Annotated in this window: 17 protein-coding genes and 1 other RNA gene; 6 read left to right on the plus strand and 12 right to left on the minus strand. The window is 59.2% G+C overall.

What is annotated here, in order from left to right:
• Nucleotides 1-12: 12 nt before the first annotated feature.
• The 3 genes from KSS97_RS04885 to KSS97_RS04895 form a co-directional block, all read right to left on the minus strand.
• Nucleotides 13-1,374 (minus strand): Fic family protein, encoded by a 1,362-nt coding sequence (locus tag KSS97_RS04885; RefSeq protein WP_217861221.1) that lies wholly within the window; start codon nt 1,372-1,374, stop codon nt 13-15.
• Nucleotides 1,375-1,557: 183 nt separating this feature from the next.
• Entirely contained in the window at nt 1,558-1,830 is a 273-nt protein-coding gene (locus KSS97_RS04890) for a hypothetical protein (protein WP_217861222.1), read from the minus strand.
• 384 nt (nt 1,831-2,214) lie between these two features.
• Entirely contained in the window at nt 2,215-3,777 is a 1,563-nt protein-coding gene (locus KSS97_RS04895) for a M10 family metallopeptidase C-terminal domain-containing protein (protein WP_217861223.1), read from the minus strand.
• A 175-nt stretch (nt 3,778-3,952) separates the two neighbouring features.
• Between KSS97_RS04895 and KSS97_RS04900 the strand changes: the two genes are divergently transcribed.
• From KSS97_RS04900 to KSS97_RS04910, 3 genes are all read left to right on the plus strand, one after another.
• Nucleotides 3,953-5,434: a leucine-rich repeat domain-containing protein gene (locus KSS97_RS04900; RefSeq protein ID WP_217861224.1), complete on the plus strand. Its 1,482-nt coding sequence runs from the start codon at nt 3,953-3,955 to the stop codon at nt 5,432-5,434.
• A 100-nt stretch (nt 5,435-5,534) separates the two neighbouring features.
• Entirely contained in the window at nt 5,535-6,368 is an 834-nt protein-coding gene (locus tag KSS97_RS04905; RefSeq protein ID WP_217861225.1) for an oxidoreductase, read from the plus strand.
• A gap of 23 nt (nt 6,369-6,391) precedes the next feature.
• Nucleotides 6,392-7,321: an AraC family transcriptional regulator gene (locus KSS97_RS04910; protein ID WP_217861226.1), complete on the plus strand. Its 930-nt coding sequence runs from the start codon at nt 6,392-6,394 to the stop codon at nt 7,319-7,321.
• A 31-nt stretch (nt 7,322-7,352) separates the two neighbouring features.
• Here the strand turns inward: KSS97_RS04910 and KSS97_RS04915 are convergent, their stop codons facing one another.
• Nucleotides 7,353-8,099 carry an NADPH-dependent F420 reductase gene (locus tag KSS97_RS04915; protein ID WP_217861227.1) on the minus strand — a complete coding sequence of 249 codons (747 nt, stop codon included), beginning with the start codon at nt 8,097-8,099 and terminating at the stop codon, nt 7,353-7,355.
• Nucleotides 8,100-8,201: 102 nt separating this feature from the next.
• On the opposite strand from KSS97_RS04915, the gene KSS97_RS04920 reads away from it, so the two are divergent.
• A complete protein-coding gene (locus KSS97_RS04920; RefSeq protein WP_198797640.1) occupies nt 8,202-8,555 on the plus strand; it encodes a winged helix-turn-helix transcriptional regulator in 354 nt (117 codons plus the stop codon).
• Between the two features lie 43 nt (nt 8,556-8,598).
• On the opposite strand, the gene KSS97_RS04925 is transcribed toward KSS97_RS04920, so the two are convergent.
• Nucleotides 8,599-9,477, minus strand: a complete 879-nt coding sequence (locus KSS97_RS04925) for a LysR family transcriptional regulator (RefSeq protein ID WP_198797639.1) — start codon at nt 9,475-9,477, stop codon at nt 8,599-8,601.
• 99 nt (nt 9,478-9,576) lie between these two features.
• Here KSS97_RS04925 and KSS97_RS04930 point away from each other — a divergent pair, with 99 nt between their 5' ends.
• Both KSS97_RS04930 and dctA read left to right on the plus strand, forming a co-directional pair.
• A complete protein-coding gene (locus tag KSS97_RS04930; protein ID WP_217861228.1) occupies nt 9,577-10,746 on the plus strand; it encodes a mandelate racemase/muconate lactonizing enzyme family protein in 1,170 nt (389 codons plus the stop codon).
• 101 nt (nt 10,747-10,847) lie between these two features.
• Complete coding sequence (gene dctA, locus KSS97_RS04935) at nt 10,848-12,155, plus strand: C4-dicarboxylate transporter DctA (protein ID WP_217861229.1); 1,308 nt, start codon at nt 10,848-10,850, stop codon at nt 12,153-12,155.
• 92 nt (nt 12,156-12,247) lie between these two features.
• Here dctA and ssrA read toward each other — a convergent pair.
• The 7 genes from ssrA to KSS97_RS04970 form a co-directional block, all read right to left on the minus strand.
• Nucleotides 12,248-12,641, minus strand: a transfer-messenger RNA (tmRNA) gene (ssrA, locus tag KSS97_RS04940).
• Between the two features lie 96 nt (nt 12,642-12,737).
• A complete protein-coding gene (locus tag KSS97_RS04945) occupies nt 12,738-13,028 on the minus strand; it encodes a PA2433 domain-containing protein (RefSeq protein WP_030139763.1) in 291 nt (96 codons plus the stop codon).
• A 95-nt stretch (nt 13,029-13,123) separates the two neighbouring features.
• Entirely contained in the window at nt 13,124-15,991 is a 2,868-nt protein-coding gene (locus KSS97_RS04950; RefSeq protein WP_217861230.1) for an FAD-binding and (Fe-S)-binding domain-containing protein, read from the minus strand.
• Nucleotides 15,988-16,659 (minus strand): LutC/YkgG family protein, encoded by a 672-nt coding sequence (locus tag KSS97_RS04955; RefSeq protein ID WP_030139765.1) that lies wholly within the window; start codon nt 16,657-16,659, stop codon nt 15,988-15,990. The genes KSS97_RS04950 and KSS97_RS04955 overlap by 4 nt, the downstream gene beginning before the upstream one ends.
• The gene (locus KSS97_RS04960) at nt 16,659-18,113 is read right to left on the minus strand and encodes a LutB/LldF family L-lactate oxidation iron-sulfur protein (protein WP_030139766.1); all 1,455 of its coding nucleotides are present in this window, start codon (nt 18,111-18,113) and stop codon (nt 16,659-16,661) included. Before KSS97_RS04960 ends, KSS97_RS04955 begins: the two co-directional genes overlap by 1 nt.
• On the minus strand, nt 18,110-18,934 hold the full coding sequence (locus KSS97_RS04965; protein ID WP_217861231.1) for a (Fe-S)-binding protein: 825 nt from the start codon (nt 18,932-18,934) through the stop codon (nt 18,110-18,112). The genes KSS97_RS04960 and KSS97_RS04965 overlap by 4 nt, the downstream gene beginning before the upstream one ends.
• Nucleotides 18,935-19,084: 150 nt before the next feature.
• A complete protein-coding gene (locus tag KSS97_RS04970; RefSeq protein ID WP_217861232.1) occupies nt 19,085-20,779 on the minus strand; it encodes a lactate permease LctP family transporter in 1,695 nt (564 codons plus the stop codon).
• Nucleotides 20,780-21,023 lie beyond the last annotated feature (244 nt).

Here is a 21,023-nt window from a genome sequence, read left to right on the forward strand (position 1 = left end):
AGTGATCATCCATCAGTGGCCATGGCGCGACTTCCAGGACATGAACTCTGATGGTCGTAACCCATAGCGTGCGAGAACCCCTTCGTGCAGTCGACGGAGTTCTTCGACGATCAATGCTTGCACCTCCGGTTGCTCTCTTTCCGGAACATATTCCGCTACCGCGCGTTGAATACATGACAATGGGTCAAGCTCTGGGTGAGTGACGATTTCCCGAATGGTCTTCTTGATGAGCTCTCGCCATGCCAGGCGTAAAGGGTCCGGCTCCGCAAGGTCTTGCTTGATTGCCAGATATTCCAGTGTTGAGCGTTCGTAGGCCCAGATATACAGGTCGCGAAGCAGCTCTACCCGAGTCATTTCGTACACGCCCAATGTGGCTCGGCTGTAGGCCTGCTCCGGTACATCCAGAAAGGTCAGCGGACAAAGATTGGCACGGAACAAGGGGAGATTCGCTGCCAGTCGGGAGGTGCGTTTATTGATGTCGCCAAAGGGCTGCAAGTAGGGCAGGTGCACCATCATGAAGAAAGACTGCTCGAACGGATCAGCGATCTGATTGGCTTTGCCAAGCAGGACGTCCAGTGCATCTTCAATTTGCTGTGGCGTTGAGAGCGGGCGATAGGTGCTTTTTCCGATGTCGACGGCGTGCTGGCGAATTCGGCCCTCGTCTGCTGGGTTGGGCAGCAGGTTTTCGGCCAAGGCGCTATGCAGGTTCATCAATGTGTAGCGGTTGAACTCGGCACTCTCGATGTTCTCGACCAAAAGCTCGATAGCTGTCTTATGGTTCAAGATCATCTGCGTTTCTATAGCGGCCTTGCCCTGTGCTGCCTTACCTTGCTCGATGAGTTGTCGCGTGTCGAGCCGTGAGTAGGTGTTTCCTTCCAGATGGCTTGATGCCCATGACAGATCAATCAACAAGCGATTCAGGACCGCCCGGCTGTAAGTGCCTGCTGGCTCCGTCGCATCTGCGGTTTTGCCCATCCTGTGCAATTGGCGCCGCAACGACTCAGGTAAGTACCCTGTCTCGTTAGGACGATAGGCGTCCAGAAAGTCACGTTGGTAGCCTACCGGCTTGCGCGCTTCTGTGGGCTGGTTGATATAGGCGAGTATGTCCCGGCTGTCTGCAGATAATGGAATGAAGTCAGGGAAGGCATCGGTGTCAGTGTTCAGGGCGTGGGTTTCAGCTTTGCGCCCTAATGCGAAATAACGTCGTGCCCTGCCTTCTCCCTGTGCAGTGATTTGGTTGCTTTCGACCAGGTTTGCAAGGATGCGCTGCGCCGTTCGCCGGGCGATTTCAGGGTGCTTGGTCAAAAGCTCTGAGAGGCTCGCCCCGCTCCTGGATGCCAGGATACTGTTCAGTATGTCGGTGGTCGAAGGCATGGTTATGTTGGCGCTGTTAGAGAAGATTTGGCGCGATTATGGCGCAGTTCTCAGAATCGCGCCATTTTTGGTTGAAAATGTGGCGCAGTTCTTGACGAACTGCGCCACAACTCATCGGAGTAGATAGATGTAGTTGCTGCCGACGGTGGGGGCTGCGTTATGGCCATAGTCGCCCGTCTTCACTTACTCCGCCGCCTGCGCCCGTAATCGCCTGCCAATCACATCCATCACATCACACCCGTCGCGCAACGCGATTGTCAGCACTTTGCAAAAGTCGGAAAGCACCAGCGTGTCGGAACTGATCTCCGAGCGGAACGCGATATTTTCCAGCAGTTGGGTCACGGTGCGGATGCGGTAGTCAGCGGTTTCGAAGAGGACATCCAGCGGGGCTTCGGTGTCGATCAGCAGGGTGGCGGGGGTGCAGTCGATGCCGGTGATGGGCATGTATCGGTTCATGGGTAGGACCTCATTCAGTTGAAAGAGCTACCTCGTTTCCGGGTCGCCAAACCCGAGTCGCCATTGGGGCGACGACGAACTATAGGCCGTCCCGCTCAAGTGCCACAAGACACCGCTTTCCGAGCTTCGTGTAGGAGCGTTGGCGTTCCAGCAGTGGTATTTCCCTACATCGCTTTGCCGCTATCAACAAGGTCGAAACCAGCCGTCCATTGGGCACATTGGCATCGCTAGAGAGGTGACCGTGGCGAGGGAGCTTGCTCCCGTTCGGTTGCGTAGCGACCGCAAAATCGTAAGGCTGCTTCGCCCGAAGCATCGGACCGGCCCAACGGGAGCAAGCTCCCTCACCACAGCGTGAAAAGGCCAAAGATTTATTGCGTGGCCTCATCAAACCACCGTCGGATCCTGATCCGTCATGCCTATCAGCCTCAGCTCCACGTACCCTGGCGCAGTTGGATCAGCCAGATCCGCACCATTGTCAGGCCCAGCTTGCGCGGCACTGCCCGGCGCGCTGAATACCAGGTTATTGTCGTCAAGTCGGGCGACGAAGTCGCCATCGATCATGAGTTCGAAGCGTTGTCCTTCGGCATTGGCTTCGAAGCTTTTCAGATAGGTGCGGGTGTGGTCGGCATTGCTCCGGATCGCCAGCGTGCCGTCGTAGCCGTCGCCTATGCCAGTGAAGCCCAGGGTGCTGAGGTCGATGCGGTCCTCGCTGGGGTTGAAGTCGAGTATGCGGTCGCTGCTGCTGGTTCCAGCGGTTCGGAAGCTGTCGGCTACGCTGGTGTACTTGAACACATCGTGTCCCGCGCCGCCGGAAAGCAGGTCGCGGCCAAGGTTGCCCTGTAGCACATCGTCTCCTGCCAGGCCGCGCAGGATTTCGTCTGTCTCCAAGCCTTTCAACAGGTCGCTGCCAGAGGAACCGACCAATCTGGCGCTGCCGTCCGTGCTGCCGAACGTGGTGTCCAGGCTGCCGTCGGCGTTTAGCTGAACGACGGCAAAATCGCTGCCGCCGTTGGCAAAAGCAGTTCCGCCCAGCAGCATCTTGCCGTCGGGCAGCAGCGTGATTTCGGTGGAGGCGGCCCAAACACCGGGCAGGTCGATGCGAGCCAGGCCCTGGTCGCCGAAGCTGACGTCTGGGCTGCCATCGGCGTTGAACCTCATTACGGTGAAGTCATCGAAGGCGGTCGTGGCGGACATCACTATCTTGCCGTCGTCCTGCACTGCCACGCCGCCGCGATAGCTGCCAAAGCTCGTCAGTGCGAGGACGCCGTTATCGCCGAAGCCGGTGTCGAGTTCCCCGCTCGCGGTGTACTTGAACAAGCTGTTGTGGAAAGCGGGTGCGCCGTGGACCAGCATGCTGCCATCTGCCAGCGTGGTAATGCCTTGCACGGACTGAAGCGTGCCAGGCGCAGGCAACGTCATCACACCGTCGATGCCAAATGACATGTCGCGCGTGCCATCGGCGAGCAACTGGGCCACCTTCAGCGACTGGCCGTCCACTGCGGCGACCTGTACACCGCCATCGGCGTTGGCCTCCACGATCGGCCCATAGCCGAACCCACTGGACAGGCTGGCCGCAGCGTTGCTGTTGAATACCGTATCGGCTTTGCCGTCGGGGCCCCAACGCTGGACGATGGGCGAGTCGTCGTGACCTTCATGAACGGCTACGACCGCGCCGTCGGCCTGGACTCGCAGGGTGTAGGTTTTTTCAAGGGGGATTTGTTTATGAATCTCCTCTCGTCCAGCGTTGCCGTACGTAGTATCCAGACTCCCGTCGGGGCGAAGGCGAGCGAGAGAAAAGTCCATGCCGTAATCAGGGTCGAGGGGGTGATCAGTGAAGCCGGCGATCAGTATCGAACCGTCGGGCTGTATGACCACGTCCTGGGCGTTCTCGGCTTGCCCGGAAATATCGACGATCATGATGCCAGGGGCGCTGTAACTGGTGGGCATGATTTCAATCCTTTAAAACTTGGCAAAGCATTGACTCTAGCCTAGGGTCTGCGGTGCGCCAGGAGCCCTGGATAAGCGGTCATAGCGGCTTGCACGGCGTCTTCATAGTTTTTCTTGCGCCCTGTTTCATCTCTCAACTTGTCTTTCGCGCCCCTGACTTTCGGACTGATAAACCGTGCCAACCCCTACTCGCAATGCGCTGATCGCCCAACTCGCCGCCAACCCCGATGACATCACCACACGCGCATCGCTCTATCGCGACCTGCTCGATACCGGGGAGGCGACACTGGAAGGTTTGCGCGTCGCGGCGGGGCTGGGCGATCCGGCGGCTAATGGGGTGATGGCTCAACTGAGCACCACGGCCCTGACAAATCGCCCCGGCCCGTTGCTGCCGCAACTGCATGGCCTGCCGGTGGATCATCTGGAATTGGACAATGCCGAGCCAGAATGGTGTGACGCCCTGGCCGGGTTGCCCCTGCGCACGTTGGTGCTCAACAGCCCCAGGTTCATCTGCGGCCCGCAGATGTGGCAGCGTTTGCCTGCCAATGCCCTCGAAGCCTTGGAAGTCAGTAATTTTTCCCGCGACGATAACGCCCAGTGCCTACCGCCGACCACGCGGTTGCGCCGGCTGAAGTTGCAAACCTACGGCGAAGATTTTGATGACCGTTTTCTCCATCAACTGAGCGACAGCCCGTTGCAGGAATTGTCGTTGAACCGTTGCGACGACATCACCGACGACGGCCTTAAAGCACTGTCACGCCTCAAGCTGCGCTCACTGACGTTGCAACGCGTGGGTGAGCTGACGTCCCGCGGCATGGCGCAGTTGGCCAGTCATCCCCTCGAACGGTTGTCGCTCAGTGACTGCGGCGCGATCCTCGAAGATCCTGCCTGGCTTCGCGACCTGACCGGGTTGCGCTCGTTGAGTCTGGATGGCTGTTATGCAGGCGAGAGTGTTTTGCAGGCGATTCGGGGTTTGCCGCTGGATAAGCTTTCGCTCCATTCAGCGTTCATCTGCGAAGACGACCTTGAAATCCTGGAGGGAATGCCGCTCACGGAGCTGAACCTCAAGTGCCTGCGGCAGGTGATCGAGCGGCTCGATGTGCTGCATGGGTTTCCTTTGAAGCGCTTGGGATTGTCTGATGTGCAAGGTGTCTGCGCGGATACGTTGGGTGATCTGCATGGCCTGGACTTGGAGTCCCTGGAGTTGTCGTTGAACGACATCACCTGGAAGGAACTGAAGCAACTGGCCGGCCTGCCGCTGAAGCGGCTCGATCTGAGTTTTTGCCGGGGCATCGATGGCAAGGTGTTGCGCAAGCTCGTCCAGTTGGGCTTGCCGTTGGAGCAGCTTGAAATAAGCGGCCTGGACCTGCGCGATGCCGACCTGGACTGTTTGCGCGACCTGCCCTTGCAACGCCTGGGCTTGCTTGACAGTCCATGGCTGACTGACGCCGGTGTGGCCCATCTCGCGCGTATGCCGTTGCGGGACCTGGCGCTGGGTGCTGATCCAGGGGAATCGCGGATCACGTCGGCCGTGGTGCCCGTATTCGAGCAATTGCCGCTGCAGAAGCTGTGGTTGCCCAATTGCTCGGGGATCGATGCGAACGGTTGGGATCGCTTGGCCAGGTTGCCAGCCCGTGTGACAGGCCCGGGAATCTGACGCGCTGATAGGAATAGGCAATGCCCCAAGGCAAACCGGCATAGGTGGGCCATTTTTCGATCGTTACCATGGCCTCCTGTCTACCCATTTGGAGTTCACCATGCACGACAGGAAAACCCTCTTCATCACCGGCGTGAGCAGTGGCTTGGGCAACGCCCTGGCGCAAGAGGCGCTTGCAGCGGGCCACCGCGTCATCGGCACCGTGCGCAGTGAGGCGGCGTTGCAGGCCTTCGAAGCGCTTTCCTCGGAGCGTGCTCACGGCGTGATCCTGGATGTCACCGAGTTCGACCGAATCGATAGCGCAGTGGCAGCGGCAGAGGCCAGCCACGGCCCGGTCGATGTCTTGGTCAACAACGCCGGCTACGGTCACGAAGGCATCTTCGAAGAATCGCCGCTGGAGGAAATGCGTCGCCAGTTCGACGTTAACGTGTTTGGCGCGGTCGCGGTGACCAAGGCGTTCGTGCCGTATTTTCGCCAGCGCCGTGCCGGTCATATCCTCAACATCACGTCCATGGGCGGCACCATTACGATGCCGGGTATTTCCTATTACTGCGCGAGCAAGTTTGCCCTCGAAGGCCTCTCCGATACGTTGAGCAAGGAGCTGCTACCGTTCAACATCTTCGTGACGGCCGTGGCGCCCGGATCGTTCCGCACCGATTGGGCAGGTCGTTCGATGCAGCGCACGGCGAGGAGCATTGCCGACTACGACGCCAGTTTTGATCCGATACGCAAAGCGCGCGTGGAAAAAAGCGGCAAGCAGCTGGGCGATCCTCGCAAAGCGGCGCAGGCGATGTTGCAGATCATAGCCAGCCCGACGCCGCCCGCGCATTTGCTGTTGGGCAGCGATGCACTGAACCTGGTGCGCGACAAACTCAGTCGGGCAGCCTGCGAGATTGATCAATGGGAAGCGCTGACCCGTTCGACCGACGGTTGAACGGCCAGCAAAAGGGGGCGTCGATGACTCAGGCCGCTGCGTGCATGGTGCAGTTGATGGAACAGCTTGCGCCTGTCGAGGGCTACAACCTCAGCGCACTGGACGACATTCGTTTCCTTCGCTCGGACCGGCCGCTGACGCGCACGCCGGTTCTGTACGAGCCCGGTATCGTGATCCTGTGCCAGGGGCGCAAGCGCGGTTATCTGGGCGATGAAGTCTATGTGTACGACGCCCAGCATTACTTGGTGGTATCCGTTCCGGTTCCGTTCACCATGGAGACCGACGCCAGCGCCGAGGAGCCCATGCTGGCGATCTACATGCGCCTCGATTTGCAACTGGCCAGCGAGCTGATGTTGCAAGTGGATGAGACCCTTGGCCCCAGCGATGCCCAACCCAAAGGCATGTACGCCTCGCCCATGGACGATCAGCTGCGCAGCTCGACGCTGCGTTTTCTGGAAGCCATGAGTCATCCGGGCGACGCGCTAATGCTCGGACCGTCGCTGATCCGGGAAATCTACTACCGGATCCTCACCGGCGAGCAGGGCGGCTCGATGCGCGCCGCCCTCGGTCGCCAGGGGCATTTCGGCAAGATTACCCGGGCGATCCGCAAGATCCACGGCAGCTACCACGAGCATCTGGATGTCGAAACGCTCGCCCAGGAAGCAGGCATGAGCGTGCCCAACTTTCACCTGCACTTTCGCAGCGTGACAGACTCTTCGCCCATGCAGTATTTGAAATCGACGCGCCTGCACCAGGCGCGGTTATTGATGCTGCGCAACACCATGAGCGCCTCGACGGCAGCGTTCAACGTCGGCTACGAAAGCGCCTCGCAATTCAGCCGCGAGTTCAAGCGGATGTTCGGCAGGACGCCCCAGGCCGAGATTGAATGGATGAAGGCGACCTATGCATTGCCTGCGCCTGTTGGTCCGTCTGTTTATGTTTCGTCGCATTAGGACGGGGTGAAATCGCGCCGGTTAGTACGCGTCAATCAGGTGCGTTCAAGGAGCGGTTCATGGCGACAGTATCGGCATGGCTTGGGTTGGGGCCGAGCCGCTCGAAGTGTTTAGGAAACTCGTCTCGTTTCACAGCGGCTTGCTCTTTGGAGGCGGTCAAAAGCGCCTTGCGCAGAGTATCGGCGTCGTAGTCGCAGCAATAGCCTGGCGTACACGGTTGCTGTCTCCAGGACTCTTCCAGGGAACCTCCGTCCACCGGATCGAAGCCCGCTTGGTTGACCAGGGACATCACCGTTTCCTTCGCCTTGGGATCGTCGCCAGCCACTGCCGCTGCCAAGCGACCCGGGGTGCCTTGGGCACTGCCCAACTCTGCCAAGGTATAAGCCAGGATATTGTTGAAAGCCTTGATGACGGGGCGCCCAATCTGCTTCGAAACCCAAACGCTTTCCGTCATCCCTTGATCAATTTCAGCAATGTTGGGGTCACGTAGGCCAGGGTAGTAATTACTCGTGTCCACCACCGGGACGCTGCCCGGTACAGCGGCAAACAGATCAGCAGGCAGTGCGCTCAACGCCGGTAGCGGTATGGAGAGCACGATCACATCCGCGCCCTCGACTGCGCCGCGAATGTCCACCGGTTCGGCTCCAATCTCTTCGGCGAATGCGCGAACGCCGTTGATGCCTCGAGAGTTCGCAACACGTATGTCATGGCCCGCTGTCTTGAATTTGCGAGCGAGGGTGCCCCCGATATTACCGGTTCCGATGACGCCGATTTTCATGGCTGAGCCTCCTGGGTCATTTGTCTTGCACCGATTCTAGGAGGCTGATGTGATAATGGTAAGTACCTACCAAAAGGTGTGTAACTCACCATCGAGGAAGAAATGGAACGGGAGTGGGATTGCGGCGATCCGCAAAATCGTCGGAAATGGGCCGAGGCAACGACCGAAACGCTTCGCGTGCTGGAAGGGAAGTGGAAGATCATTATCTTGTGCCAGCTTTTCGCGGCGAAGGGCGCGCTGCGTTTCTCGGATCTGGAGAAGCTGATAGAAGGGATCAACCAGAAGATGCTGATCCAACAGCTAAAACAGTTGGAAAAGGACGGCATTGTGCTGCGGACGGTGTATCCGCAAGTGCCACCGAAGGTGGAATACAGGCTCACGCCCATGGGGCATGCACTCGGGCCGTCTATCCAGGCGTTGATCGAATGGGCAGAGATGAGGCGCGATCACACCTGAGATGACTGTCGAGGCGCAATGGCCCGGCGCGGGCGAAGCAACTTCAGCAATCCTTTAGCTTCGCCCAGAACTCCTCCGCCGATGGGCTAATGGCACCCGTTGGACGAGTGAGGTGAATATCCAGCGGGATATCCCAGCTTTCGTCGAGGGCTCGTACCAGGCGTCCGTCGGCGACCTCTTGCTCGGTCAGGCTGCTTGGCAGCCAGGCCACCCCTTTGTTTTCCAGCGCCATGGACATGAGCACCGCGGCGAGGTGGCTGCTGAACAGCGGCTTGAGGTGCAGGAACTCTTCCTTGCCCTGGAGTCGATGAGCGACGATGCGCCCCAGCCCGGACTCCTGGGTATACGCCAGGTACGGCAGCGTTGCGGGCGCATTGCCAAAGTTTGCGGAAGCGCTCGCCAGTGGGACGAGTACATCCTCGCCGACCTTCTTGCCCATGAACTGATCCGGGGCCAACAGCGGCGGGACATCCGGATGGCGATGGCAAAGCAGGAACTGCACCTGGCCCTGGATCAGCATCTGCTCACAGGCCGCCATGCTATCGGAATGCAGTCGCACCGCCTCGATGGGGGCACCGTTCTCCGTGCTTCTCAGCCACTTCGGAAAAAACGTGAACGACAGCGAATGGGTGGCCGCGAATTGCAGCGTCTTGATCGCCATGCCTGCCACTTCCTGGGCTTCGCTGCGCATGCGATACAAGCGTCTAGCCGTCTCTTGGGCACTGGGCAAAATCTGCTTCCCAGCCTCGGTCAGCGTGGCACCTTGTGGCGTGCGAACGAACAGTTCCACACCCATCCAGTTTTCCAGTGCACGGACTCTGCGGCTGAATGCCGGTTGAGTCACGTGGCGCGCTTCAGCGGCGCGAACAAAGCTGCCGTACTCCGCCAATGCTGAAAAATCTTCTAGCCAAACGAGTTCCAAGGGCAATGCCTCCTGTGCATGGGGCGCGGCATTATTAGCATTGGGCGGGTGTCATCGCAAAGCATAACGTGGGGCCATCAACAACAAGAGGAACCCGCCATGCGCATCGTCGACATCCGTGAAAAAACCGTTTCCATTGCCTCGCCAATTGCCAACGCCTACATCGACTTTTCCAAGATGACCTGCTCGGTCGTCGCTGTCGTCACGGATGTGATTCGCGAGGGTAAACCGGTCATCGGCTACGGTTTCAACTCCAACGGTCGTTATGGTCAAGGTGCTTTGATGCGTGACCGTTTCCTCGCGCGCATCACCGAAGCCGACCCTGAGTCGCTGATCGATAAAGAAAACAATAACCTTGATCCGTTCGCCATCTGGAAAACCCTGATGACCAACGAAAAACCGGGTGGCCATGGTGAACGCTCCGTTGCAGTTGGCACCATTGATATGGCGGTGTGGGATGCCGTAGCCAAGATTGAAGGCAAACCTCTGTATCGCCTGCTGGCCGACCGTTATCGCGACGGTGTGGCAGATGACAAGGTATGGGTCTATGCAGCAGGTGGTTATTACTACCCTGGCAAAGACCAGACCAAGCTCAAAGCGGAAATGCAGAGCTATCTGGATCGTGGCTACGACGTTGTCAAAATGAAGATCGGTGCGGTTCCTCTGGACGAAGATATCCGTCGCATCGAAGCGGTACTTGAAGTGGTAGGTGATGGTCGTCGACTGGCGGTCGATGCCAACGGTCGTTTCGATCTGAAGACCGGTATTGCATACGCGGAGGCCATCAAAAAATACAACCTCTTCTGGTACGAAGAAGTGGGCGATCCGCTGGACTATGCACTCCAGGCTGAGCTTGCAAATCACTATGAACTGCCCATGGCCACCGGGGAAAACCTGTTCTCCCATCAGGACGCCCGTAATCTTCTGCGTCACGGTGGTATGCGCCCTGATCGCGATTACCTGCAGTTCGACTGCGCGCTGTCCTACGGCCTGGTCGAGTACATGCGCACCCTGAAAGTGATGGAGGAGATGGGCTGGTCTTCGCGTCGCGTCGTTCCGCACGGGGGCCATCAGATGTCCCTGAATATCGCCGCGGGCCTGCACCTGGGCGGTAACGAATCCTATCCCGACGTGTTCCAGCCGTTCGGAGGATTTGCCGACGGGATTCGCGTGGAAAACGGCTACGTGGGCCTGCCGGACATTCCGGGTGTCGGCTTCGAAGCCAAGTCCGCCTTGTACGCCGTCATGCGCGAATTGGGCGAGGGCTGACAGGCCCGAACGCGGCCTCTTCGCCTGAGGCCGCCGTTATCAGGCGTCAACCGTTGGCGCCACACCACACGCCCATCACAACAATAAAATGAGGTGCTCCCGTGGAAATCTCCAAGTCCCGCTGGTATAGCCAGCTGTACGTCCAGGTGCTGATCGGCATCGTGGTCGGTGCCGCAATCGGTCACTTCGAACCGCAATTCGGCGCCAAGCTCCAACCTTTCGCAGATGGCTTTATCAGGCTGATCAAAATGCTGTTGGCCCCCATTATTTTTGGCACCGTGGTAGTCGGTATCGCCAAGATGGGCAGCATCAAGGAGGTCGGTCGGATTGGCGTCAAGGCGCTGGTCTATTTCGAGATCCTTTCGACCATCGCCCTGGTCATCGGCCTTGTCGTGGTCAATGTTGTAAAGCCTGGCGTTGGGATGAACATCAATGTCGACATGCTCGATGGCAGCGCTATCGCCAAGTACAGCCAAGCCGCCACGGAGCAGGGGGGCACCATTGATTTCTTCATGAACATCATCCCGCAAACCTTCATCGGGGCGTTCTCCAATGGCGTCATGCTGCAAGTCATCCTGCTTTCTGTCTTGATGGGCGTGGCCCTGGTTCAAATGGGGGAAACCAGCAAACCGCTGATCAATACCATCGATCTGTTCCTGCAAGGGCTGTTCAAGATTGTTGCCATGGTCATGCGCCTGGCTCCGATTGGCGCTGGCGCGGGGATGGCGTTCACGATCGGCAAATATGGCATCGGTACGCTGCTGTCCCTCGGCCAATTGTTGATTGCGCTCTACGTCACCACCCTGGTCTTTATCGTGATCGTGCTGGGCACGGTGGCTCGATGGTCAGGCATGCCCCTGTTGCAGTTTCTCCGTTACTTCAAGGACGAGATTCTGATCACGCTCGGGACGTGCTCAACCGAGGCCGTGCTGCCGCGAATGATGGTCAAGCTTGAAAAGCTGGGCTGCAAGAAATCGGTGGTGGGAATGGTGCTGCCGACGGGCTACACCTTCAACGCGGATGGCACCTGCATCTACCTGACCATGGCCGCGATCTTCATTGCCCAGGCAACCAATACGCCACTGACGTTTATGGACCAGATGATCCTGTTGGGCGTTTTCCTGCTCACGTCGAAAGGTTCGGCTGGCGTGGCGGGGGCCGGATTCATCACCCTCGCGGCAACGCTCACTACCATCCACTCCATTCCGCTGGTAGGCCTTGTCCTGCTCTTGGGCATCGACCGATTCCTCAACGAAGCGCGAGCCGTGACGAATTTGATCGGGAACGGTATCGGCACGATCGCCATTGCCAAGTGGGACAATTCTTTCGATGTGGAAGCGTGTGAGCGGGAGATTGCGGCGATGAAAAATGAGAAAGCGGCGCGTAGGGTGTTGGCTGCGCAGAAGTGATTGGTATTGCTTGCTTGATGGTGCTGGGAGCTTGGTTTGACTGGATTCCAGGCACAAAAAAAGACGTCCGAGGACGTCTTTTTTTGTTGGATTGGTGGAGCCGGGGGGATTTGAACCCCCGTCCGCCAGTACTCCGCTGTCGGTACTACATGCGTAGCCGTGTCTATTAAGTTAACCCTCAGCGACCCGACGGGCAGGGTGCTTTGGGCGAGTTGTGTAAGTTTTAGCCGCTTCGTCCACAACGTACTGCACGGCGATTCCGTTCTATATGACAATCACTTTGGGTTTACGGACATCCCCTGGTGATTGCTGGACCCGAAGGTACCAGAAGGGAAGGGCTAAGGCTGCTTACGCAGCGAGAGCGTATTCCCCGTAGGTTTCGTCATTGGCAACTATAGGAAGTTGCAACAGTGGATTTACGAGTTCTGTTACCAACTCGGCATGCACCTAAAGTTTCGCAACCGGCGTCGAATCCTAAACGGCCCCGAACCTGGCGTTCCGTGAATCTGTTGGAGCGGCAGGCATGTGCAGTGTACGCCAATCCGCGTCTGAGGCCAACCCGAAGGTTGGCCGGGCGCGACATTACTGCTGATCGCCTTTGGTGTTGTTCTGCAATTTCTGAATGGCTTGAGTGGTCAGCGAGATGCATTCCTTCGTGCCCTGCTCGGTACCTTTGGCCTGGGCAGCGGAGGCCTGCTGGATAGTGGCATCGATGTCAGATTTCATGCTTTCACTCATTTCCTCGGTGCTGACCTTGGCGTCCTTGATTTTTTGCAGGTTGACTTGGCAAAGGTCTGCCTGGCTATTTGCAAACACCGGAGAGGCCAACATCGCAGCGGAAATGAACAAGCCAGCAAGTGCGGTGCGCTTCATGTGTATCTCCTTGAACGTATGGTCTCGGTGCTGTCGGATGTCACGGACAGGCCGAGTTGGGGTAGGGCCCAGCGGAGCCGGGCCTATTCAAGTGACTACAGCGAAGTGCAGGAATTCGATTTTTCTTCGAATCCCGTCGCAGAGTCCTCGCCCTTGTTGGGTTTGGGCCGGGTGACGCGGTCGACCAGATACACCAACCCGTGGTAGTCGATTTCCCCATGACGTGTCAGACCGATCTCGCATGTGCGGCTGGTGGAAATCCCTTCGCTGCAATGCTGTACCGCCCCTTTCAGCGAGCGCAACGAATGGGCGTTCAGCTCCGGCGTGGTGAAGCCTTTGTCACCGGCAAAACCACAGCAATGAATGCCTTCCGGGATGACCACGTTATTGCTGCACTTGCGCACCAGATCGATCAGCGCCTGGCTTTCTCCTAGGTGTTGCGTGCTGCAGGTGACATGAACTGCGATGGGCGCTTCCTGAGGCGTGAAGTCGAGGCGATCCATCAGGTGCGTGCGGATGAAGCGCACCGGGTCATACAGGTCCAGGCGCACGTCGCCGAGGTCCTGGACCAATCGCAGTGTGCAAGGGCTTGTGTCGCAGTAAATCGGATCGAGTCCGCCGCGACTGGCGTGCAGCAGCGCGCCGATCAGTTCCTGGCGCTTATGCTCGGCTTGTTCGGCATAGCCTTTGGACGCGAAAGGCTGGCCGCAGCAAAGGCTGTCTACGTTGTCCGGAAAAACGACTTGATAGCCGGCCTTTTCCAGCAGGCCTCGGGTTTTGTCATGCAGCGACATCTGTTCCCTGTCGCCCGCGGCAGGGCCCATGACCCGCGACACACAGGCCGCCAGATAAACCACCCTGGGTCGTTCATCCGACACGGCGGGACTGAAGCGAATGGCCCTTTCCGGCTGCGGCATGGCGTTGGTCCACTGTGGAACTTGCCCTTTGGATAGCCGCGTCAGGCCTGCCGACAAACGTGCCAGGCGCGGTGCCCCCAAGAGCATTCGCGCACCATTGGCGACATGCAGCGTAAAGCGCGCCCCTTGCAGTGCGGTAGCGAAATTGCCGGCAAGCCAATCAGCGGTTTTCGTACGCGTTGCACTGCGGCCACGGAGCTTTTTCACCAGTTCGCCGGTGTTGATTCCTACAGGGCAACGTTGGGCGCAAAGCCCGGTGGCGGCGCAGGTGTCGATGCCCTGGTATTGATAAGCCGTTTCCAGCTCCGAGGTATCGGTGCCGGCGCGTTTTTTCGCCTGGATGTCTCGCCAGATCACAATGCGCTGACGCGGGCTCAGGGTCAGGTCCTTGGACGGACAGACCGGCTCGCAGAAGCCGCACTCGATGCACTTGTCCACAATCTCATCGGCGGCAGGCAAGGGCTTGAGGTGCTTGAGGTGAATCTGTGGATCCTCGCTGAGCACCACATCCGGGTTGAGAATGCCATTGGGATCGAGCAGGCGCTTGAGCTGCCACATCAATTGATAGGCGTCGCTGCCCCATTCCAGCTCGACGAACGGCGCCATGTTGCGGCCGGTGCCGTGTTCGGCTTTGAGCGAGCCACCGAATTCCACCGCCACCAATTGCGCTACGTCATCCATGAACGCTTGGTAGCGTGCGACTTCGTCGGCGCTGTTGAAGCCTTGGGTGAAGACGAAGTGCAGATTGCCTTCCAGCGCGTGTCCGAAAAGGATCGCTTCGTCGTAGTGATGCTTGTCGAACAGCGCGATCAGGCGGTTCACACCGATCGCCAGTTGCTCGACCGGGAAGGTCACGTCTTCGATGATCACGGTGGTTCCGGTCTTGCGGACCGCGCCCACGGCTGGGAAGGTGTCCTTGCGGATCGCCCAGAGCCGGGCGTTTTCCCGTGGGTCTTCAGTGAAATCGACCTGCTTTTCCACCGGGAAACCTGCCAGCGAGGCCATGATCAGGGCCAGTTGCTCTTGCAATAACGATGACGAAGCCGCGCGGGATTCGATCAGCAAGGCGCAGGCATTGTTCGACAGATGCTGTACGAAATCTGGCATGCCCGGCTTGTCCTGCACCGAGCGCAGGCTGCGACGGTCCAGCAGCTCGACCGCGGAGACCGGCTGGCTTTTCAGCACTGTGACGGCGTTGCAGCAGGTTTCGACGTCAGGGAAGACGATCAGCGCCGACGCCTTGTTCGGGTGATCGATGACCGTGTTGTAGGTCACCGCGCTGATGAAACCGAGGGTTCCTTCGGAGCCCACCAGCAAGTGGCTCAAGATATCCACAGGCTCGTCGAAGTCCACCAGGGCGTTGAGTGACAGGCCGGTGGTATTTTTCAGACGGTATTTGTGGCGAATTCGGGTGGCCAGTTCCGTGTTGGCGCGGGTTTCGCGACCCAGGATCGCCAGTTGCTCCAACAGTTCACCATGGCTTGTGCGAAAAGCCGCCACGCTGGCGGCGTCTTCGGTGTCCAGGCGCGTGCCGTCAGCCAGGACCAGGCGGATGCCGGCGAGGGTGTGATAAGTATTCTGCGCCGTGCCGCAGCACATGCCGCTGGCGTTGTTGGCGACGATACCGCCTATCTTGCAGGCATTGATCGACGCCGGGTCCGGGCCGATCTTGCGTCCGAATGGGGCTAGCCAGGCGTTGGCCTGGGCGCCGATGACGCCGGGTTGCAAGCGAATCTGGTGGCCTTGCTCGCGAATTTCCCGGCCGTTCCAGTTATCTCCAAGCACGATCAGCACCGAATCGCTGATGGCTTGGCCTGACAAGCTGGTACCGGCGGCGCGGAACGTGACCGGAACCTGGTCGCGTTGGGCCAGTTTCAGCAGGGCGATGACTTCATCTTCGGATTCGACGCGCACCACCAGTTTCGGAATCAGCCGATAGAAACTGGCGTCGGTGCCGAAGGCCAGGGTGGACAAGGGATCGTCAAAGCGTCGTTTTTGCGGGATCAGTTGGTATGCGTCGCGCAGGAAAGGGGCCGGAAGCGTCATTGGTCCTCCAGGATCAGTACCACCAGGTCCTTCGGACCATGGGCGCCGTAAGCCAGGACTTGCTCGATATCGGCGGTTTTCGATGGGCCGGACACCAGCAGGGCATTGGTTGGCATGCCCTGGGCCCACGCGAATTCCTGTTGTACTTCATAGAAGTTGTCGCGGATCTCGCTGGCCTTGAGCAGGGCGAAATGCACCGGTGGGACGAGGCTCATCAGGCGCGGTTCTTCCCGCGTCGGCCAGAGAATCAGGCTGCCGGTGGCGGCGATGGCGCCGAGGGTGCCGGTCAGGCTGGCCGGGGTGTGGTTGAACAGTTCGGCTTTCCATTCTTCTACAGGCCGGTCGTAGGTCTTTAGAGCAGGCAGGTCCGGATTATTCGACCAGAACTGTACGATTTTTTGTCCGTGAGGCGTTGTCGGCGCGATCAGCAGGCTCGGCAGTTGACGGTCCCGCAGCAACTGCGCCAACAGTGCCGGCCAGGCTTCGCCGGAGGTCAGGTGGATCTCGGTGTGCACCGCTTCCATTTGCTTGCGCAATTGCGGGATGCGTTCTTCAGGCGCATAGCGGTAGGTCTGCGTCACCAGTTCAACGTCATAGGTGTCGGCAACCGGCGTGGTGCCGGTCAGGCTTTTACGCAGCTTGGCGAGGATATTTTCCTTGGCGCTCATCAGCGGTCTCCCTGCGGGTTCAGGTGGTCGCGGGCCAGGTCATGCAGTGAGCGGGCGGCGGGTTTCGGGGCGCTGTGGTTCTGCGTCCACGGGCCGACATTTTGCGGTGCCAGGGCGCGCAGGCGTGTGGCAAGGAAAGCAAACAATCGGTACAGCCGTGGCGAGCTGTTTAGCCGGGCCCAGGCATTCCAGATGAACCGTTCCTTGGCCGAGTATTTACTGCCCTGGCCGCGCATGATCGGGTTGGGACTGTCCGGCGCCTTGACGTTTTCCTCCCGCAGCCGCCGCAGCAGGGCTGGGATCGGAATCTTCACCGGGCATACTTCGCCGCAGGCTCCGCACAGCGAAGATGCGCTCGGGTGATCCGGCACCTTCGCCAGGCCGACCATGTGCGGTGTGATGATTTTTCCGATAGGCCCTGGGTAAACCTCCCCGTAGGCATGGCCACCGATTCGGGTATAGACCGGGCAATGGTTCATACAGGCGCCGCAGCGGATGCAATTCAGGGTCTGGCGCAGTTCGCTGTCGGCAAACGCCTGGCTGCGACCGTTATCGAGCAAGACCAGGTGGACTTCCTGGGGACCGTCCAGTTCGTCAGGCTTGCGCGGCCCGGAGATCATGTTGACGTAGGTGGTGATCGGTTGGCCGAGGGCCGAGCGGGTCAGCAGCGAGAGCAGCGGCACCACATCGCGCAGGTTTTCCACGACCTTTTCGATGCCAGTCACGGCAATGTGCACCGGCGGCACCGTGGTGGACATCCGCCCGTTACCCTCGTTCTCCACCAGCAGCAGGGTGCCGGTTTCGGCGACGGCAAAGTTGACGCCGGAAACGCCAATGTCAGCTTCGAAGAATTTCTGCCGCAAGACCTTGCGACCGATCTGAATGAGTTGGTCAACGTCCTTGGTGTACTCCACGCCGAGTTTGTCGTGGAACAAGGACGCGACCTGACCGGCATTCTTGTGGATCGCCGGCATAATGATGTGTGAAGGCTTCTCGTGATCGAGCTGGACGATGTATTCCCCCATGTCGGATTCGAGACATTCAATGTCCCGAGCCTCGAGGAAATGGTTCATCTCCATCTCTTCGCTGACCATCGATTTGCCCTTGATCACTTGCCGCGCCTCGTGAGCGCGGATGATCGAAAGGACGATGCCGTTGGCTTCGTCCACCGTTTCCGCCCAGTGTACTTTCACACCGTTGCGGGTCAGGTTGCTTTCAAGTTGCTCGAGCAGGTCGGGCAGCTTGGATAACGCACGGGCGCGGACAGCGTTGCCCAGCACTCGCAAATGTTCTCTTTCGTGGGCATCGCTGAAAGACGTTGCCCGTTTGGTCATCAGTGAATCCATCGCGCTGCGAAAGTTATTTCGCAGTTGCGTGTCGTCCAGCGCCTTGTGGGCGCGGGCGCGAAAATCATTCCCCACTTCAACGGTCGGGATCAGCGTCGGCGTGCTCATGCGGCACCTCCGGTTCGCTGCCAGAGGAAGCTCGCCAGGTGTTGGCCGCGCAACGCTTCCTGCTGTTTTTCCAGGGCGCCATTGATATTCATCAAGCACCCACAATCGGCGCTGACCACCTGATGCGCGCCGGATTCCTTCAGTGCCCGGGTCTTGTCGGCCACCATCGCGCCGGAAATTTCCGGCATGCGAACGCTGAACGTCCCACCAAAACCACAGCACTCACTTTCATGACTGTGTTCGACGCGTTCCACATTGCGCAACTGCGCCAACAACGCACGGCCATGCAGGTGGGTATTCATTTCCCGGCGTGCCGAGCAGGACGTATGCAGCGCAACCTTCACCGGCGTGCCGCCGTCGTTCAATTGCACCTTGCAGACGAACAACAGGAACTCGGCCAGCTCATAGGTCCTGGCAGCCAGCGCCTGGACCTGCTTGAGCGTTTGCGGCTCGTCCTTGAACAAGTCGGCGTAATGTTCACGCAGCATGCCGGCGCACGAGCCCGACGGCACGACCACCGGATAATCCCCGGCAAACAACGCCAGTTGCGCCCGCGCCACCGTCCGCGCCTGCTCGGTGTATCCGGACGTGTACGCCGGCTGCCCGCAGCACGTTTGCCCTTGCGGATACTCCACTCGGATCCCTTCGCGTTCGAGCAGATGAATCGCATCCATCCCGGCCTCGGGATAGAACAGGTCCACCACGCATGTCCCGAACAGGTAGACCCGAGGAGGTTTCTCGCTGGGGTACTGCCGAGGTTCGGGCAGGGGCGGGGCGACACGGGTCGCGTTCGGTACGGCGTTGTAAAAAAGCTCGCTCATCAGGCGTGTCTCCGGGTGGTCCCGGTTATCCGTCCGCTGAGGCTGCTGAATATAGTGAGGAAATCTTTCAGCAGCCTTGCAGACCCGGTTGTGAATAGCAGACGCCGAATCACGGTTCGGCGTCGGTTTTTTCAGTGTTTCGTGTAGTACTTAGTGAACCAGCATGCCGGTGAACCAGTAGGCCTGGGCCAGCGTGATCAGGCCAACGATCGTTGCAAAGAATAGGCTGTGTTTCAGGGTGAAACGGAACAGATCCGATTCCTTGCCTACCAGCCCGGTCGCCGCGCAGGCCACGGCGATCGATTGTGGCGAAATCATCTTGCCGGTCACGCCGCCGCTGGTATTGGCCGCCACCAGCAAGGTGTCGTTGACGCCGATCTGGTGCGCGGTGGTGGCTTGCAGCGAGCTGAACAGCGCGTTGGACGACGTATCGGAGCCGGTCAGGAACACGCCCAGCCAACCCAGGAACGGCGAGAAGAACGGGAACGCCGCGCCAGTGCCGGCCAATACCAGGGCCATGGTCGAGGACATGCCGGAGTAGTTGGTGACAAACGCGAACGCCAGCACCATGCCGATGGACAGGATGGGCCAGCGCAACTCGAAAAGGGTCTCTTTGAAAGTGGTAAGACCAGTTCTGACGTTGATTTTCAATACCAGCATCGAGATCAGCGCTGAGAAGAAAATCGCCGTACCGGTGGCGGAAATCGGATCAAGCTTGAACACGGCCGGGATGGCGGTCGGGTTGACCACGATAGGTGCGGACTTGATGACCAATTGATCCAGGTGCGGAATAGCGAAGTTGAACACCCAGGCGTACATCGAGCCACCCGCGGCGAACATCGCCTTGAAGGGTTTCAAGGTCCAGATCGTGACCAGCACGGTGAGAATCAGGAAAGGCGACCAGGCCTTGATGATTTCCCCCAGGCTGTAGGGCGACGCCACGGTGCTGCGCGGCTGGCCGAAACCACCGGCGCTGGCGGTGACTGTTGCGCTGGAGGTGGCGCCCGCAATCTGGGCGCCTGCGGTGCGCTTGGGCTGCCAGACTTTCAGGAACAGCGTCAAGGAAATCAGGCTGGCGAGGGCGGACGTGATGTCCGGCAGTTCCGGGCCGATGAAGTTCGACGTGAAATACTGGGTGATGGCGAAGCTCAAGCCTGCCACCAGCGCCGCCGGCCAGGTTTCCCGCACGCCACGCAGGCCGTCCATCATGAACACCAGCCAGAACGGCACGAATAGCGACAACAACGGCAGTTGGCGACCGGTCATGGCGCCGATCTTGAACGCGTCGATCCCGGTGACCTGCCCGGCCACGATGATCGGGATACCCAGCGCGCCAAAGGCGACCGGTGCCGTGTTGGCGATCAGGCACAGGCCAGCGGCATACAAGGGGTTGAAGCCCAGGCCGACCAGCAGGGCCGCGGTGATTGCCACGGGTGCGCCGAAACCGGCGGCACCTTCGAGGAATGCGCCGAAGCAAAAGCCGATCAACAGCACTTGCAGGCGTTGGTCATCGGTAATCGACAGCACCGAGCTGCGGATGACCTCGAACTGGCCGCTCTTGACCGTGAGTTTGTAGAGGAACACTGCGGCGACGATGATCCAGGCGATGGGCCACAAACCGTAGGCAAAACCATAGCCGGCGGCGGCAAAAGCCATATCTGCAGGCATGTTGAACGCGAAGATCGCCACGGCAATCGCCAGGGCCAGGGTGATACTACCGGCCACGTGTCCCTTCAGGCGAAACACCGCCAGGGCCAGGAAGAAAAACACGATGGGAATGACGGCCGCGAGTGCGGACAAGCCTAGGCTGCCGAGCGGGCTGTAAAGCTGTTGCCAGGTTTGCATATTGGGTGAGCCCCTAATTGTTGTTGGTCAGGCACTGGTCAGCGTTTTTGGTTAATTGGTAATACCAATTTACAAGCGCTGTCGGCTAGGGTAAAAGCCTTGGTTGTCGTGTGTCAATTTGCCGCCCTGAAACTTTCGTCGAATAAGCGGTGCAGATCACATCTAATCTGCAGGCATTGGCGGTTTTTGGTGGGTGTGGACAAGGCCCGGATGGGCCAGAATAGAGAGCCCGGCGAGCCGTCGG

Source organism: Pseudomonas alvandae, from assembly GCF_019141525.1.
Taxonomy (GTDB): domain Bacteria; phylum Pseudomonadota; class Gammaproteobacteria; order Pseudomonadales; family Pseudomonadaceae; genus Aquipseudomonas; species Aquipseudomonas alvandae.

What these genes read in the sequence shown, in the direction of transcription:
- KSS97_RS04920 (WP_198797640.1), top strand. Translation starts at nt 8,202, where the DNA reads ATGGAACGGGAGTGGGATTGCGGCGATCCGCAAAATCGTCGGAAATGG.
- KSS97_RS04890 (WP_217861222.1), bottom strand. Translation starts at nt 1,830, where the DNA reads ATGAACCGATACATGCCCATCACCGGCATCGACTGCACCCCCGCCACC.
- KSS97_RS04930 (WP_217861228.1), top strand. Translation starts at nt 9,577, where the DNA reads ATGCGCATCGTCGACATCCGTGAAAAAACCGTTTCCATTGCCTCGCCA.
- KSS97_RS04950 (WP_217861230.1), bottom strand. Translation starts at nt 15,991, where the DNA reads ATGACGCTTCCGGCCCCTTTCCTGCGCGACGCATACCAACTGATCCCG.
- KSS97_RS04905 (WP_217861225.1), top strand. Translation starts at nt 5,535, where the DNA reads ATGCACGACAGGAAAACCCTCTTCATCACCGGCGTGAGCAGTGGCTTG.
- KSS97_RS04960 (WP_030139766.1), bottom strand. Translation starts at nt 18,113, where the DNA reads ATGAGCACGCCGACGCTGATCCCGACCGTTGAAGTGGGGAATGATTTT.
- KSS97_RS04955 (WP_030139765.1), bottom strand. Translation starts at nt 16,659, where the DNA reads ATGAGCGCCAAGGAAAATATCCTCGCCAAGCTGCGTAAAAGCCTGACC.
- KSS97_RS04915 (WP_217861227.1), bottom strand. Translation starts at nt 8,099, where the DNA reads ATGAAAATCGGCGTCATCGGAACCGGTAATATCGGGGGCACCCTCGCT.
- KSS97_RS04885 (WP_217861221.1), bottom strand. Translation starts at nt 1,374, where the DNA reads ATGCCTTCGACCACCGACATACTGAACAGTATCCTGGCATCCAGGAGC.
- KSS97_RS04895 (WP_217861223.1), bottom strand. Translation starts at nt 3,777, where the DNA reads ATGCCCACCAGTTACAGCGCCCCTGGCATCATGATCGTCGATATTTCC.
- KSS97_RS04970 (WP_217861232.1), bottom strand. Translation starts at nt 20,779, where the DNA reads ATGCAAACCTGGCAACAGCTTTACAGCCCGCTCGGCAGCCTAGGCTTG.
- KSS97_RS04945 (WP_030139763.1), bottom strand. Translation starts at nt 13,028, where the DNA reads ATGAAGCGCACCGCACTTGCTGGCTTGTTCATTTCCGCTGCGATGTTG.
- KSS97_RS04965 (WP_217861231.1), bottom strand. Translation starts at nt 18,934, where the DNA reads ATGAGCGAGCTTTTTTACAACGCCGTACCGAACGCGACCCGTGTCGCC.
- KSS97_RS04910 (WP_217861226.1), top strand. Translation starts at nt 6,392, where the DNA reads ATGACTCAGGCCGCTGCGTGCATGGTGCAGTTGATGGAACAGCTTGCG.